The sequence below is a fragment of the Halomonas profundus genome, from assembly GCF_020865425.1.
Taxonomy (GTDB): domain Bacteria; phylum Pseudomonadota; class Gammaproteobacteria; order Pseudomonadales; family Halomonadaceae; genus Vreelandella; species Vreelandella titanicae.
In genome coordinates, this window is the sequence record NZ_CP086344.1 from 1,658,170 (window position 1) to 1,671,588 (window position 13,419).

General features: G+C 51.9%; 14 protein-coding genes. All 14 read left to right on the top strand.

From position 1 onward, the window contains the following. The first annotated feature begins 2 nt into the window (after positions 1 to 2). The 14 genes from LMS44_RS07470 (at position 3) to LMS44_RS07535 (ending at position 13,416) form a co-directional block, all read left to right on the top strand. Positions 3 to 1,103, top strand: a complete 1,101-nt coding sequence (locus LMS44_RS07470) for a KpsE/RkpR family capsule polysaccharide export protein (RefSeq protein WP_498947181.1) — start codon at positions 3 to 5, stop codon at positions 1,101 to 1,103. Between the two features lie 256 nt (positions 1,104 to 1,359). Then, entirely contained in the window at positions 1,360 to 1,617 is a 258-nt protein-coding gene (locus tag LMS44_RS07475) for a DUF4258 domain-containing protein (protein WP_498947182.1), read from the top strand. Beyond that, a complete protein-coding gene (locus LMS44_RS07480; RefSeq protein ID WP_138800611.1) occupies positions 1,617 to 1,808 on the top strand; it encodes a DUF2283 domain-containing protein in 192 nt (63 codons plus the stop codon). The genes LMS44_RS07475 and LMS44_RS07480 overlap by 1 nt, the downstream gene beginning before the upstream one ends. A 592-nt stretch (positions 1,809 to 2,400) precedes the next feature. Beyond that, positions 2,401 to 3,852 (top strand): MBL fold metallo-hydrolase RNA specificity domain-containing protein, encoded by a 1,452-nt coding sequence (locus LMS44_RS07485; RefSeq protein WP_498947183.1) that lies wholly within the window; start codon positions 2,401 to 2,403, stop codon positions 3,850 to 3,852. Positions 3,853 to 3,919: 67 nt separating this feature from the next. Further along, complete coding sequence (locus LMS44_RS07490; protein ID WP_022524128.1) at positions 3,920 to 4,828, top strand: ABC transporter ATP-binding protein; 909 nt, start codon at positions 3,920 to 3,922, stop codon at positions 4,826 to 4,828. A 58-nt stretch (positions 4,829 to 4,886) separates the two neighbouring features. Further along, positions 4,887 to 6,008, top strand: coding sequence for a dTDP-glucose 4,6-dehydratase (locus tag LMS44_RS07495; protein WP_498947184.1), 1,122 nt, complete (start codon positions 4,887 to 4,889; stop codon positions 6,006 to 6,008). A gap of 40 nt (positions 6,009 to 6,048) precedes the next feature. Then, a complete protein-coding gene (locus LMS44_RS07500) occupies positions 6,049 to 6,402 on the top strand; it encodes a four helix bundle protein (protein WP_022524126.1) in 354 nt (117 codons plus the stop codon). Next, on the top strand, positions 6,399 to 7,355 hold the full coding sequence (gene rfbD, locus LMS44_RS07505) for an SDR family oxidoreductase (RefSeq protein WP_498947185.1): 957 nt from the start codon (positions 6,399 to 6,401) through the stop codon (positions 7,353 to 7,355). Before LMS44_RS07500 ends, rfbD begins: the two co-directional genes overlap by 4 nt. An 82-nt stretch (positions 7,356 to 7,437) precedes the next feature. Then, complete coding sequence (gene rfbA, locus LMS44_RS07510; protein WP_498947186.1) at positions 7,438 to 8,352, top strand: sugar nucleotidyltransferase; 915 nt, start codon at positions 7,438 to 7,440, stop codon at positions 8,350 to 8,352. Positions 8,353 to 8,420: 68 nt separating this feature from the next. Continuing rightward, positions 8,421 to 8,969 carry a dTDP-4-dehydrorhamnose 3,5-epimerase family protein gene (gene rfbC / locus LMS44_RS07515; RefSeq protein ID WP_498947187.1) on the top strand — a complete coding sequence of 183 codons (549 nt, stop codon included), beginning with the start codon at positions 8,421 to 8,423 and terminating at the stop codon, positions 8,967 to 8,969. 17 nt (positions 8,970 to 8,986) lie between these two features. Further along, positions 8,987 to 10,273, top strand: a complete 1,287-nt coding sequence (locus LMS44_RS07520; RefSeq protein WP_498947188.1) for a hypothetical protein — start codon at positions 8,987 to 8,989, stop codon at positions 10,271 to 10,273. Next, the gene (locus tag LMS44_RS07525; protein ID WP_498947189.1) at positions 10,270 to 11,313 is read left to right on the top strand and encodes a hypothetical protein; all 1,044 of its coding nucleotides are present in this window, start codon (positions 10,270 to 10,272) and stop codon (positions 11,311 to 11,313) included. The genes LMS44_RS07520 and LMS44_RS07525 overlap by 4 nt, the downstream gene beginning before the upstream one ends. Beyond that, complete coding sequence (locus LMS44_RS07530; protein ID WP_206478061.1) at positions 11,306 to 12,361, top strand: hypothetical protein; 1,056 nt, start codon at positions 11,306 to 11,308, stop codon at positions 12,359 to 12,361. Before LMS44_RS07525 ends, LMS44_RS07530 begins: the two co-directional genes overlap by 8 nt. Before the next feature lie 14 nt (positions 12,362 to 12,375). Then, entirely contained in the window at positions 12,376 to 13,416 is a 1,041-nt protein-coding gene (locus LMS44_RS07535) for an SDR family NAD(P)-dependent oxidoreductase (protein ID WP_206478060.1), read from the top strand. Positions 13,417 to 13,419: the final 3 nt, after the last annotated feature.

Genomic DNA, 13,419 nt, shown 5'->3' on the forward strand with positions numbered 1-13,419 from the left:
CTATGCAACGTTCTTTTCGTCATTTTATAAAAACATCGCCACACTGGGCCGTGGCGATAGTCGCGATAGCTTTGGTCTCGTTTTATTGGTTTGTATGGGCGGAAGATCGCTATGTATCCCGCGCAACCGTAGTTTTAGAAAGCCCCCAAGTCGCTACGCCGGAATTTAGCCTGTCGTCCATTATGGGCAGCGGTGGAGGCGGCAATACGCATGATTTATTACTGCTGCGTGAGCACTTACTCTCAGTCGATATGCTGCGCCTACTGGATGAGCAGCTCAATTTTCGTGAACACTATGCCGAGCATGGAGATATCTTCGCCAAGCTGCATAACCGCGATGCCCCAATTGAAGATCTGCACAAATATTACCTACGTCGTGTAGAGGTAGAGCTGGATGAGTACGCAGGCGTGCTTAATATCCGCGTGCAGGCGTATACGCCAGAGTTTGCCCATGAAGTGGCTACGCTGCTGCTGGAAGCAGGTGAAGACCATATGAACGAAATGGGGCACCGTCTAGCGGATGAGCAGGTGAAATTTTTAGAGCAGCAAATGGTTCGACTTGAAGAGCGCTTTGAAGAGACCCGGGCCAAGCTGCTTGAATTCCAAAACGAATATGGTTTGGTTTCACCCACCGCAACGGTGGAAAATATTAACCAAGTGGTGGCAACACTTGAGGCTGATCTAGCCCGCCTGCAAGCGCAGCGCAGCGCATTAGCCAGCTTCCAAAGCTCCCAGTCTTCTGAATTGCGCCAAGTCGAGCGTAATATCACGGCATTGCGCGACCAAATTATTGAGCAGCGTGATCGAATCGCCCAAGCTTCAGGCGACTCGCTCAACAGTGTGTCAGCGCAATATGAAACACTAGAACTGCAGGCACAGTTTGCTCAGGAAACCTACTCAAGTGCGCTGGCTGCGTTAGAAAACACCCGCTTAGAAGCTGCCCGCCAGCTCAAGCAGGTAAGCGTGCTGCAAAGCCCGCTATTCCCGGAGTACCCCACAGAACCCAACCGGCTCTACAACAGCAGCGTATTCGCTATCATCACCATCTTCCTCGCCTTTATCTTCAGCATGCTGATGATGATCATCAAAGATCACCGCGATTAAGGTTGGGGTGAAGGGTGAAGGGTGAATAGTGAATGGTGAGGGGTGGATCGTGAAGGGTGAATGGTACGAAACGATTCACCATTTACCACTCACGATTCACATTTTTGTAGCGCGTGGTAACGAGAAAGCGAGTTCAGCGAGCTTTTGAGGCACCCGCGGGAGGCGTCGGAACGACGCCCAACGGCACGTAACCAACCCCGGCATGCGATCGCGGGTGTCGATTCAGTTGTCCAAACTAAGTATGTAGTTTGAGAATATGTACAGTCACCGTTTCAAGGTAGATATTTACATAACAAGCCATGCCCGTGAGCGCATGGCTAGTCGAAATATCACAGAAAGTGAACTGCTAGAATTGATAGAGCGGGGAACAGTAAAGTACAAAGATGCTACGCGGTTTTGGATAGCGATGCATGTTGAAAGTCGCCAAGACAACCTTTTGTCTGTCGCAGCTGTCTTAGAAGACAAACTGGTTGTCAAAACCGTTATGCATCACTTTGAGTGGGAGGATAAATAATGCGTACAACCTACGATGAAGTGGATGACATTCTAGTTCTGCATCTTTCAGATAAACGTACGGTTAAAGAAATTTCTCAAGACTGGAATACGCATATTAGTTACGCGGAAGATGGCACAATTACTGAAATTGTCATCCTTGACGCTTCTAAGCAGGGGGCATGGCCGCTCTTAAAGAGCCAAGCAGCGTAACCCAACCCCCGGCACCGCTCCGCGCTGCTCCCGCGGGTGCGCCTGAGGCTTACCACGCGCTACTAAATCACGCATGCACAGAACATTGTGGAAGCACGACCAACGGCACACAACCAACCCCGGCACCGCTTCGCGCTGCTTTCGCGGGTGCGCCTGGGGCTTACCACGCGCTACTAAATCGCGCATGCACAGAACATTGTGGAAGCACGACCCGTAGCGCGTGGTAACGAGAAAGCGAGTTCAGCGAGCGTTTCGAGGCACCCGCGGGAGGCGTCGGAACGACGCCCAATGGCACGTAACCAAACCCCCGGCACCGCTCCGCGCTGCTCTCGCGGGTGCGCCTGAGGCTTACCACGCGCTACTAAATCACGCATGCACAGAACCATGGTGGAAGCACGACCCGTAGCGCGTGGTAACGAGAAAGCGAGTTCAGCGAGCGTTCGTGGGCACCCGCAGCGGCAGCCCGGCACGGATGGCGTCGGAACGACGCCCAAGGGCACATAACCAACCCCAGCACCGCCCCACACTGCGACCGCGGGTTCGCTGAAGCCAAACGCCTCACACCTCACAATTCACCACTAACGGTTTACCAATGCTCGACATCATTCACCACGGCGGGGCCACTGGGGTAACTGGCAGCTGTCACCAACTGCTATTCAATCGACACGAATCCCTACTGGTGGATTGTGGCCTCTTCCAAGGGGAAGACGCCGCGGAAGACAGCTTCGAGCAGCTGCAAATTGAATTCGATATCAGCACCGTTAAGGCGCTCATCATTACCCATGTCCATATTGACCATGTGGGCAGGCTGCCTTACTTACTGGCGGCGGGTTTCGCTGGCCCGATTATCTGCTCGATCCCCACGGCCAGGCTGCTGCCCCTGGTGATTGAAGACGCGCTAAAAATTGGCTTCACCCGCAACGCCCAACTGATCGAGCGCTTTCAAGCGCAGCTCGAAAAGCAAATCGTTAGCATGCCCTATGGCAAATGGCACAGCATAGGTAGGGCAAGCGAAGTAAGCGACCACACCGGCGCTAGCGCAAGCACGACTGAAAACGCAGAGATAGGTGAAGGCACAAGCACCACACGGGTAAAACTAAAACGGGCAGGGCACATTCTAGGTTCCAGCTACGTTGAAGTGAGCTACCAGGATGCTGAGACCGGCGAAAAAGAGCGCATCGTATTCTCCGGCGATTTAGGCGCCCCTTACGCACCGCTACTACCTGCGTCTAAATCCCCCTACGGCTGCGACCAACTGGTACTCGAAAGCACCTATGGCAACCGCCAACACCCAGACCGCCGCCAGCGCCGCGCCACCCTAAAAGCCGCCGTAGAGCAAGCACTTGCTAACGGTGGCACGGTGATGGTGCCTGCGTTTAGTATTGGCCGCACCCAAGAGCTGCTCTACGAGCTAGAAACCATTATTCATCAAGCGCGCTCGCCGCAGTGGCAGTCACTGGAAATCATTGTCGACTCACCGCTAGCAGCCCGTTTTACAAAGGTTTATCGCGAGCTAAAGCCCTATTGGGATAAAGAAGCTCAAGGGCGCCTGCGCAGTGGCCGCCACCCACTCAACTTCGCCAATATCTACACCGTGGATAGCCACGCAGAGCACGAGCAAACCGTTGAATATCTGGCCAAAACAGGCCGACCGGCGCTAGTCATTGCCGCCAGCGGCATGTGTGCAGGCGGGCGAATCATGAACTACCTAAAAGCCATGCTCGGCGATGAACGCCACCAAGTGCTGTTTGTGGGCTACCAAGGCGCAGGCACCCCCGGGCGGGACATACAGCAATACGGCCCACAGGGCGGCTGGGTAAACATCGACGGCGAACGATTTGATATAAAGGCAGGCGTAACCTCCATCAGCGGCTATTCAGCCCACGCCGACCAAAAAGACCTGCTCAACTTCGTAAAACGCATGCGCCGCTGGCCCCAAACCATCCGCCTGGTACACGGCGAACAAACCGCCCGCGCAGCGCTCAAAGCTGAACTCGAAAGCCTCTATAAACGCAAAGGCAGAAGTGTAACGGTAAGGAGTTAGCTGATAGCAGTGAGGTGTTCCCCCTCACAAGCGAAGCGCTAACCCCTTACCCTTCACCAAAAAACCAATGATTGAAATCAAAAATCTCTACAAACGCTACCACAACCACCACGGCAGCGATTGGGTGCTTAAAGACATCAACCTCACGATCCCCAAAGGGGTGAGTGTCGGCTTGATTGGTGCCAACGGTGCGGGTAAATCCACGCTGCTGCGTTTAATTGCCGGTATGGATACGCCAGAACGCGGTGAAGTCATTCGCCACACCCGCGTTTCCTGGCCCGTAGGGCTGTCGGGCGGTATGCAAAGCAACATGACCGGTCGCCAAAACGTCAAATTCGTAGCCCGTGTTCAGGGCAGTGGCTCAGAAGAGGTCGCGCGAATAATCAAATTTGTCGAAGACTTCGCTGAAATAGGCGAAGCCTTTGACGAACCGATCCGCACCTACTCTTCAGGCATGCGTTCGCGTATTTCGTTTGGCCTCTCTTTAGCGTTCGATTTCGACGTCTATATCTCCGATGAAGCCACCGCCGTTGGCGATAGATCTTTCAAAGCCAAAGCAAAAGAGCTATTCGAATCGAAAGTGGGCCAATCATCGCTAATCATGGTGTCTCACTCGGAAGGCATTTTGAAGGATTTATGCCAAGCCGGTGTTTACTTAAAGCACGGGACTGCGCACTGGTACGATGACGTAAACGAAGCTATCGCTGCCTACCATATTGATGTAGATGCCAAAACCGACGGCACCGCACTGCCTAGCGATGTGCCCAGTGCCAGAAAACACCTGCAAGAATGTCATCAGGTGCTTAAAGCCGCACAGGAAAACCTAGAGGATTATCGAGAGCGCCAAGCGCCACAGCAAGACATTGCCATTGCTCATCAAGAAGTTCAAAAGGCGGTAAAAGCATCGAAAATTGCGCGCGAGCACCTGGAAATGCTGGAAGAGCAGCAGCGCAAGGCAAAACGTAAATCTGCCTAGTGTTTAAAGATATCAGGCCACAGCGAAAAGCCCATTAACATCGGCTATTAAGAGAACTATGTACACCAAAACCTTTTTAATTACCGGTGGCGCAGGCTTTATCGGTTCTGCAGTAGTGCGCGAACTTATTCAAAACACTGCCCATAAGGTGGTGAACGTAGACAAACTTACCTATGCAGGCAATTTAGAATCCCTGGCAAGCGTTGAAGCCAATGAGCGCTACACCTTTGCCCAGGCCGATATTTGCGATGCACAGGCCATGCAACAACTGTTCGAGCAGCACCAGCCTGATGTGGTGATGCACTTAGCGGCGGAGAGCCACGTAGACCGCTCCATCGATGGCCCGGCAGAGTTTATTCAAACCAATGTGGTGGGCACTGCCGTACTGCTGGAAGCCGCACGCGCTTATTGGAATAGCTTGGAAAGCGAGCGTCGCAACGCTTTTCGATTCCACCATATCAGTACGGATGAGGTTTATGGTGATCTGGCTGAATGTGAGGAGTCAGGAGCGAGGAGTGAGGAGGAAAACTCACCCCTCACAAGCGCGCAGCGCGCTCACGCCTCACTGTTTACAGAAACGACACCCTATGCGCCCAGTTCGCCTTATTCGGCCAGTAAAGCCAGTTCTGACCACTTGGTACGCGCATGGCAGCGTACGTATGGCCTGCCCACGTTAGTCACCAACTGCTCGAACAACTACGGACCGTTCCATTTCCCGGAAAAGCTGATTCCGCTGATGATTCTCAACGCCCTAGCCGGTAAGCCACTCCCGGTTTACGGCGACGGCCAGCAGATCCGCGATTGGCTGTATGTAGAAGACCACGCCCGCGCATTGATCAAAGTAGCCACAGAAGGGCAGGTAGGCGAGACCTACAACATCGGCGGGCACAATGAAAAAGCCAACCTTACCGTGGTAGAAACGCTATGTGACTTGCTGCAAGAGCTGGTACCCCAGGAAGCTTCTTACCGCGACTTGATAAAGTTCGTCACCGACCGCCCCGGCCATGACGTCCGCTACGCCATCGACGCCAGCAAAATCGAACGCGAGCTAGGCTGGGTACCAGAAGAAACCTTTGAAACCGGCCTGCGCAAAACAGTGCAGTGGTACCTCGCCAACGAAACTTGGTGGAAACGCGTCCAAGACGGCAGCTACCAGGGTCAACGTCTAGGTAGTTTGTGAGGAGTAAGCGCTTCGCTTGTTAGTGGTAAGGGGAAGAGTTGTGAGAAAGCATCAGCAACTGCGGGTATGGCAAGAAGCAATGGATCTCGTTGTCGCTATTTACTCAATGACCTCATCCTTTCCTTCAGTTGAGCGATATGGGCTAGCTAGCCAAATGCAACGTGCTGCTGTATCTGTGCCAAGCAATATAGCCGAAGGCGCGGCTCGTGGCAGTAAGCCCGACTTTTTAAGATTTTTGCATATAGCACGTGGTTCGCTCAGTGAACTTGAAACTCAATGTCAAATTGCCCAACGCTTAGGGTATATGGATGATATTTCAGCACTGGAACTAGCGATTAACTCTGTATTTTCACAGCTAGGCGGGCTGATCAAGCATTTAAAGGCTTCACTATGACATCTGAACATGCACTCCTCACTCCTCACGCTTCGCCCCTCACTATTTTCATCACCGGCGGCAACGGCCAGGTCGGCTTTGAGCTACAACGCCAATTTTCCCTATTCGGTAATGTGTTAGCCCCTACACGGCATGAACTTGATTTAACAGATGCCAATGCAGTAGACGCCTACTTGGCTGAACACCAGCCGGCGTTGATCCTCAACGCCGGCGCTTACACAGCGGTTGATAAAGCCGAAAGCGAACCAGCGCAAGCCAAACGCCTCAATGCCGAGCTGCCAGCACAACTAGCCGAGTATGCCACCAAGCAAAATATCCCGCTGGTGCACTACTCAACGGATTATGTCTACCCAGGGGATGGTGAAACACCTTGGCAGGAAGACAGCCCCACGGCACCGCTGAGCGTATACGGCCAAACCAAGCTGGAAGGCGACCAAGCGGTTACCCAAAGTGGTTGCCAACATCTAATTTTCCGCACCAGCTGGGTATACGCCGCCCGCGGCAACAACTTTATGAAAACCATGCTGCGTTTAGGCCGCGAGCGCGATGCACTGAGCATCGTCAACGACCAAATAGGCGCGCCCACCCCAGCACGCCTAATCGCCCAAGTCACCGCACTAGCATTGACTCCTTACCCCTCACACTTAACGCCTCACCATTCACCCCTCACACCTCACATCCCCTCAGGCATCTACCACCTGGCGCCAAGAGGGGAAACCAGCTGGCACGGCTTCGCCAGCGAGATTTTCAAGCAAGCACAGGTACTTGGCGAAGAGTTAGCGATCCAATCCGGCACCGTGAGTGGCATACCCACCGTGGAATTTCCAACCCCCGCCCAGCGCCCGCTCAACTCACGTATGCGCCTGACTAAACTTGAGGCCGCGCTTGGTGTCACATTACCGGTTTGGCAGCACCAGCTAGCGCTAACGCTTGCAGAATGCTGTGAGGCGTGAGGGGTGAAATGTGAGGAGTAGACCTCCCACCTCACCCCTCACGCCTCACAACTACTACTTGTTTCATCACGGATGATAGACCATGACCACCTCACACCTCACACCTAACCCTTCACAAAGAAAGGGCATTATTCTAGCCGGTGGTTCCGGCACTCGGCTGCACCCCATTACCCGCGGTGTATCCAAGCAGCTCCTGCCCATCTACGACAAGCCGATGATCTACTATCCGATCTCGGTGCTCATGCTAGCGGGCATTCGTGAAATACTGATTATTTCCACGCCAGAAGATCTCCCCCAATACCAGAACCTACTCGGCAACGGTGAAGATTTTGGTATCAGCCTGCAGTACGCCGAACAACCAAGCCCGGATGGCCTCGCCCAAGCATTTATTATCGGTGAAGAGTTTATTGGCGAAAGCCTCGTCTGCCTGGTGCTAGGCGACAATATCTTTCATGGCCAGCACTTTTCAGACCAACTAAAGCGAGCTAGCCAGCAGGCTAGCGGTGCCACCGTATTTGGTTACCTGGTTAAAGACCCAGAGCGCTTTGGCGTGGTGGAGTTTAACGAAAACGGCAACGCGATCTCCATCGAAGAAAAGCCACAAAAACCCAAATCGGCGTATGCCGTTACCGGTCTGTACTTCTACGATAACGATGTCGTTGAAATTGCCAAAGCCGTAGAGCCCTCCGAGCGTGGCGAGCTGGAAATTACCAGCGTCAATAACGCCTATTTAGAGCGGGGCGACCTGCGCGTTGAACGCTTGGGCCGCGGTTTTGCCTGGCTAGATACAGGCACTCACGACAGCCTGCTGGAAGCCAGCCAATACGTGCAAACCATTGAGCACCGTCAAGGCCTCAAAATCGCCTGCCTGGAAGAGATCGCCTGGCAACATGGCTGGATCGATGACGACCGCTTAGCCACACTCGCCAAGCCCCTCGCCAAAACCCAGTACGGCCTATATCTCCAACGCCTTTTAAAAGTGAAGGGTAAAACGTGAGGAGGGAGGAGTCTTGCTCCTCGCTTTTAACGCCTCACACCTAACTCTTCACCTTTCACGAGCTATCTATGCACTACGAAAAACTCGCCATTCCCGATCTAGTCCTGCTCACTCCCAAAGTATTTGGCGACGAGCGGGGCTTCTTCATGGAAACCTTTCGCCAAAACGAATTTGAAACCCACTGTGGCAACTACCAGTTCGTTCAGGACAACCACAGCAAGTCCGTTCAAGGTATTTTGCGGGGCCTGCACTACCAATATAAGCAGCCCCAGGGAAAGCTAGTACGCGTCACCCAAGGCGAAGTATTCGATGTCGCCGTTGATATGCGCAAGAGTTCACCGACGTTCGGCCAGTGGGTAGGGGTAACCTTAAGCGAAGAGAACAAGCAGTTGCTGTGGGTGCCACCTGGGTTTGCCCACGGCTTTTACGTGACCAGCGGAACAGCCGAGTTCCAGTACAAATGTACGGATTACTACGCGCCTGGTGACGAAGTGAGCATTAGCTGGAATGACCCCCATCTTGCGATTGAGTGGCCGCTAGTAGAGGGTAAATCGCCCCAGGTATCAGATAAAGATGCCGATGGTGTGCCGCTTAACGAAGCCCCACAATTTACATAACAAGGAGCCAATACACGATGCCACGGGTAATCTATCTTGGCCTTTTTGCGTTGCCTCAACAAACGCCAATAACGCTCTCTGCACTACAACAAGCACCTAAAAAAGCAGGGGCGTTAACATTGGATACCCTATCCGACAGCCAGTTAGAAACATTTAGCAACTGGCTGAAGCATGAGAGCATGCCTGAAGCTCTGATTATATGGCCTAGGCCCGCTGCTTTCATTGCCGATTGCCTGGCGCGAGAAGAACCTATTGACGGGTCTCTTGTACAGTGGAAAGAAATGGCTAAACGGCTACTGAAACTATTTCGTCGCCACCGCAGCCAACTAACATTATTAGGCATGGCACCGGGAGAAACGCTCACGCTTTCAGACGAGCTGCCCGCCAACATTACCGATGTGATTCTGCAAGCCGAAGCTGCAGTAAAACGTCTGCCTGAAGCCACGCCGCTCTACCGCCTAGCCGCAGCACAGTTAGTTGCTGAAGATGCTGAGCTACAAGACGAGTTGGCTTTCCTCAGCGCAAGTAGCCACGCCTCTAGTATCCCTCATGAGCAAGCAAGCGAAATCGTGCACAAGGTTCTACAGGGTGTGAACGAGAGCCATCGTGCTGAGCAGCAACTTAAACAACTCACTCAAGAGCGTGACAGCGCAACGGAAGAGAACAAACGTTTACTCACTCAACTGGATAGTCTACAGAAGGCATTAACAACAGCTGAGCAGAAAGCTAATGAGCGTGACAGCGCAACGGAAGAGAACAAACGTTTACTCACTCAACTGGATAGTCTACAGAAAGCATTAACAACAGTTGAGCAGAAAGCTAATGAGCGGGATAGTGCTCAGGAAGAAAATGAGCTGTTATTGAAACAGTTACATATAGTTCAAGAATCATTAGAAGCAGCTTATCTGGAACGTAAGTCAGGTACCAGCGAAGCTGAAACTAAAAGGCTGAAAAGCCTGATTACCTGGTTGCGCGCCCATGCTCGCCGTCAATCTGCTGCTGCCTATAAAGGTAGCGATAATCAAGTATTAAAAGAACAGGTCGACTTACTAGAGCAAACCGACCTGTTCGATGGCGACTGGTACCTAGCGCAATACAAAGATATTGCCGAGGCCAATATAAACCCAGCTGAGCACTATATAAAATTCGGCGCGATTGAAGGCCGTAATCCAAGCGCTCGCTTTAATACTGAGTTTTATTTGCTGACCTACTCTGATGTAGCTGCCTCTGGCCATCACCCGCTAATGCATTATTTGCGCGATGGCATTAAAGAGCAGCGTAAAACACAGGAGGCCCCTGCATGAGTGCTTCTGTAACATCGTTACTTGTTCACATTGGGCCGCTTCGTCAGGAGAGTAAAGCCATACTGGAGCGAGGCACATTGCCAGCACTTGTGATTACTCCTTCGGTTAAGAAAGCTTTTAACTTGCCGAAAGACGTTCCTGCAGGCCCAAAACGAGCGATTAAGTACCTGAGTAATACCTTCATTGCTCCGAAAGCAGGCCAGGCCATGCGGCATACTTTCAATCTCCCCGATTTTGCCAGCCTCGCTCCGGCCACAGGGCTCAAAACTCTTTACCCTGGTGTGAAAGAGCAACAATGCAAAACGGTAGAAACGCAAACGCTAGCGCAATTGATGGTGGCCCAGGGGCAAAAGAATGCGTCACTCACTCAGTTGGTGATTGAGCAGCCAGAAAATGCTCTTGAGCTACTTGTGGCTCTGAACGAGGAAGGTCTACTGGATAATCTGGAAGCGCTCTATGTGCGCACCAGTCCTCTAAGCCTCTATGAAGGTATGGCCACCCAGGAAGAACTTATTGATTGGCTGGCGAAGCAAGGGTTTGAGCACCGACTCTCGGCCAGCGACCATTATGCCGATGATCCTGACTTCGTGCTGCTCAACATGACTCGTAACCCCCTTTTCCGCGAGCTGACTGACGCCAAAGTAGAGACTGCCAGCCTGAAAGCACGCCTCGCCGAATATGAGTCCCTTCTTAAGGAAAATGCAGGGCAACTCAATGAAGCTGCCACAGCCTTACGTAAAACGGATACACAGCTTCAGCAGTGCACTGAGCAACGTGACACTCAAAAGCAGAAGCTTGATCAAGCACAAAAGGAACTTGCTAAGAGCCAAAAAGAGCTGGAGAAAGTGCAACAGGAGTTGAGTGCAAAAAAGCGGGGGCAGTCTCAGGAGCAGCAAAAGATCACGTTACTCGAAGCGCAACTAGCTCAGTTAACACAACAAAACGATGCACTAGAGAGCCAAAATCAGCTCATAAAGCAAGATATTGTAAAAGCAGAAACTCAGCTCCAGCTAATGAAAGAGTTCGTGCTGCATGAGTAAAATGGAAAAGCGTAAGCAAAAAACTACGCAAAAGCGTAGACAGCATGTAGAAGTACAGCTGCTTCCGTCAGAGCGTGCACTCGTGAACGCTGAATGGCTACCTGCGGATGTAGATCCTCACCTGCTGGAAACCGCTAAGATTCAATGGCAGTTTGGTGATTGGGAAGCCCTGGCTAAGCTTTCTACTGAGGTAATTCAGTCTCATCCTGAGCGCGCTAATCTTGCCATGCTATGCGCAGCAGCTCATCAGCAATTGGGCCAGTTGACAGAGGCACGGCAACTGATGCGGTTGGCCCGAGGTTGGGGTGCCAGTAAAGAGCAAGTCGTTCGCGTATTAGCGGGAGGCGTGCACAATGTTCTTGGCCGCATCCACGCATTGAGTGATAACAGCGAGCGTGCATTTGCTAATTTCCGTCAGGCCCTCACCTTGGAACATGGCATGACCCCTCCTAGCTACTTGATAAAAGCCCGCGTAGCTGCAGAGTTAGAGGGAGTTGGCGAGGTGAATGAGCATGCTGGTGAGTTGACTCTATCGGTTATAGGCTCTTCAAGCCGCAACGAAAGCACGCATGGCAATGAAAGTGATCATGCCACTGACAAAGCGTATCAGCAGGCGCAACTCGACTGGGTCACGGGCAACTGGCAAAAGCTGACCCAACTGGATAACCTGACACTTTCCGAGCACCCTCAGCGCATCTTATTGGGAATTTATGCTGCCTGTGGTCATCAGCAGCTAGGTGACGGCGAAGCCGAGCAACGCTGTGTTAAAATGGTTCGCCAATGGGGGGCGTCAACCAGTCAAATTAAGCGGTTCTTACTTTCGGGTATCTACAATCGCCTTGCTTGTGCCAGCGCCCTACTGGGCGATCAAGATGAAGCCCTCGTCTATTTTCATAAATCACTTAATACCATCAGTGGTGATATCCCTGATGCTGAGCGCCATATTCAATCACGCATTTCCTCGCAACTTGCAGACATATCTAAAGACGATCTCAAGGCTATGCTGCAAAAGCTGGAAGTTAACCCGCTCGGTAACTCGAGCATTTGATAGGTAGATAAATAATGGAATATTTAAAGGACAAATCGGTTCTCGTTACTGGCTGTTGCGGCACCGTCGGAAGTGAGCTGGTTAAGCAGTTGCTGGAGAATTTCGGTGTGGGCCATCTCATAGGCATCGATAACAGTGAATCCGAGCTGTTCTTCACGCAGCAGGAGTACCAGGAATACGAGCACGCAAGCTTCTTTCTTGCCGATATGCGAGATCGGATGAAGCTTACCCGCCTGTTCAAAGATGTGGACATCGTCTTCCATGCGGCGGCCTTTAAACACGTAGTATTGTGTGAGCGCTCCCCCTTCGATGCTGTGCAGACCAACATTCACGGTGTGCAGAATGTGATTGAAGCTGCCTACGATGCCGGAGTAGAGAAGGTTATTTTCACTAGTTCGGACAAAGCAGTTAATCCCACCAGCGTTATGGGTACCTCCAAATTAATGGGGGAACGGCTGATCACCGCCGCTAATAACGCTCAGCGGGGCCACAACACAATTTTCAGTTCCACGCGCTTCGGTAATGTGCTTGGCTCTCGTGGTTCGGTTATCCCTATTTTCAAAGAGCAGATCAGAAAGGGTGGCCCTATCACCCTGACAGACCCCAATATGACGCGCTTTATTATGAGTATTCATGAAGCGACGCGTTTGGTGATTGATTCCAGCCTAATTGCTCGTGGTGGCGAAGTCTTTGTCACCAAAATGCCGGTGATCAAAATTCAAGACCTCGCAGAGTGCATGATTCAAGAACTCGCACCGCGCTATGGGCATAAGCCAGAAGATATCGAGATCAAAATCATCGGCTCCAAGCCAGGTGAAAAGCTCTATGAAGAGCTGATGAGTGGAGAGGAAACTCGTCGTACATGTGAACTGGAAGATTACTTCGCTGTCTTACCAGCGCTTAGCAACATGTATAAAAATATTAAGTACGACTATACAGGTAAGATCTCCGACAGTATTACCAACCCGTATAACTCGGAGCTAGAACCTACACTGTCCAAAGATGAGCTCAATGCTTTTCTTCGTGAGCACAAGCTCTTGGAAGACGCTGAATAATTT

Coding starts and splice junctions, on each gene's coding strand:
- LMS44_RS07470 (WP_498947181.1), top strand. CDS start 3: ATGCAACGTTCTTTTCGTCATTTTATAAAAACATCGCCACACTGGGCC.
- LMS44_RS07520 (WP_498947188.1), top strand. CDS start 8,987: ATGCCACGGGTAATCTATCTTGGCCTTTTTGCGTTGCCTCAACAAACG.
- LMS44_RS07480 (WP_138800611.1), top strand. CDS start 1,617: ATGCGTACAACCTACGATGAAGTGGATGACATTCTAGTTCTGCATCTT.
- LMS44_RS07485 (WP_498947183.1), top strand. CDS start 2,401: ATGCTCGACATCATTCACCACGGCGGGGCCACTGGGGTAACTGGCAGC.
- rfbC (WP_498947187.1), top strand. CDS start 8,421: ATGCACTACGAAAAACTCGCCATTCCCGATCTAGTCCTGCTCACTCCC.
- LMS44_RS07475 (WP_498947182.1), top strand. CDS start 1,360: ATGTACAGTCACCGTTTCAAGGTAGATATTTACATAACAAGCCATGCC.
- rfbD (WP_498947185.1), top strand. CDS start 6,399: ATGACATCTGAACATGCACTCCTCACTCCTCACGCTTCGCCCCTCACT.
- rfbA (WP_498947186.1), top strand. CDS start 7,438: ATGACCACCTCACACCTCACACCTAACCCTTCACAAAGAAAGGGCATT.
- LMS44_RS07535 (WP_206478060.1), top strand. CDS start 12,376: ATGGAATATTTAAAGGACAAATCGGTTCTCGTTACTGGCTGTTGCGGC.
- LMS44_RS07530 (WP_206478061.1), top strand. CDS start 11,306: ATGAGTAAAATGGAAAAGCGTAAGCAAAAAACTACGCAAAAGCGTAGA.
- LMS44_RS07495 (WP_498947184.1), top strand. CDS start 4,887: ATGTACACCAAAACCTTTTTAATTACCGGTGGCGCAGGCTTTATCGGT.
- LMS44_RS07490 (WP_022524128.1), top strand. CDS start 3,920: ATGATTGAAATCAAAAATCTCTACAAACGCTACCACAACCACCACGGC.
- LMS44_RS07525 (WP_498947189.1), top strand. CDS start 10,270: ATGAGTGCTTCTGTAACATCGTTACTTGTTCACATTGGGCCGCTTCGT.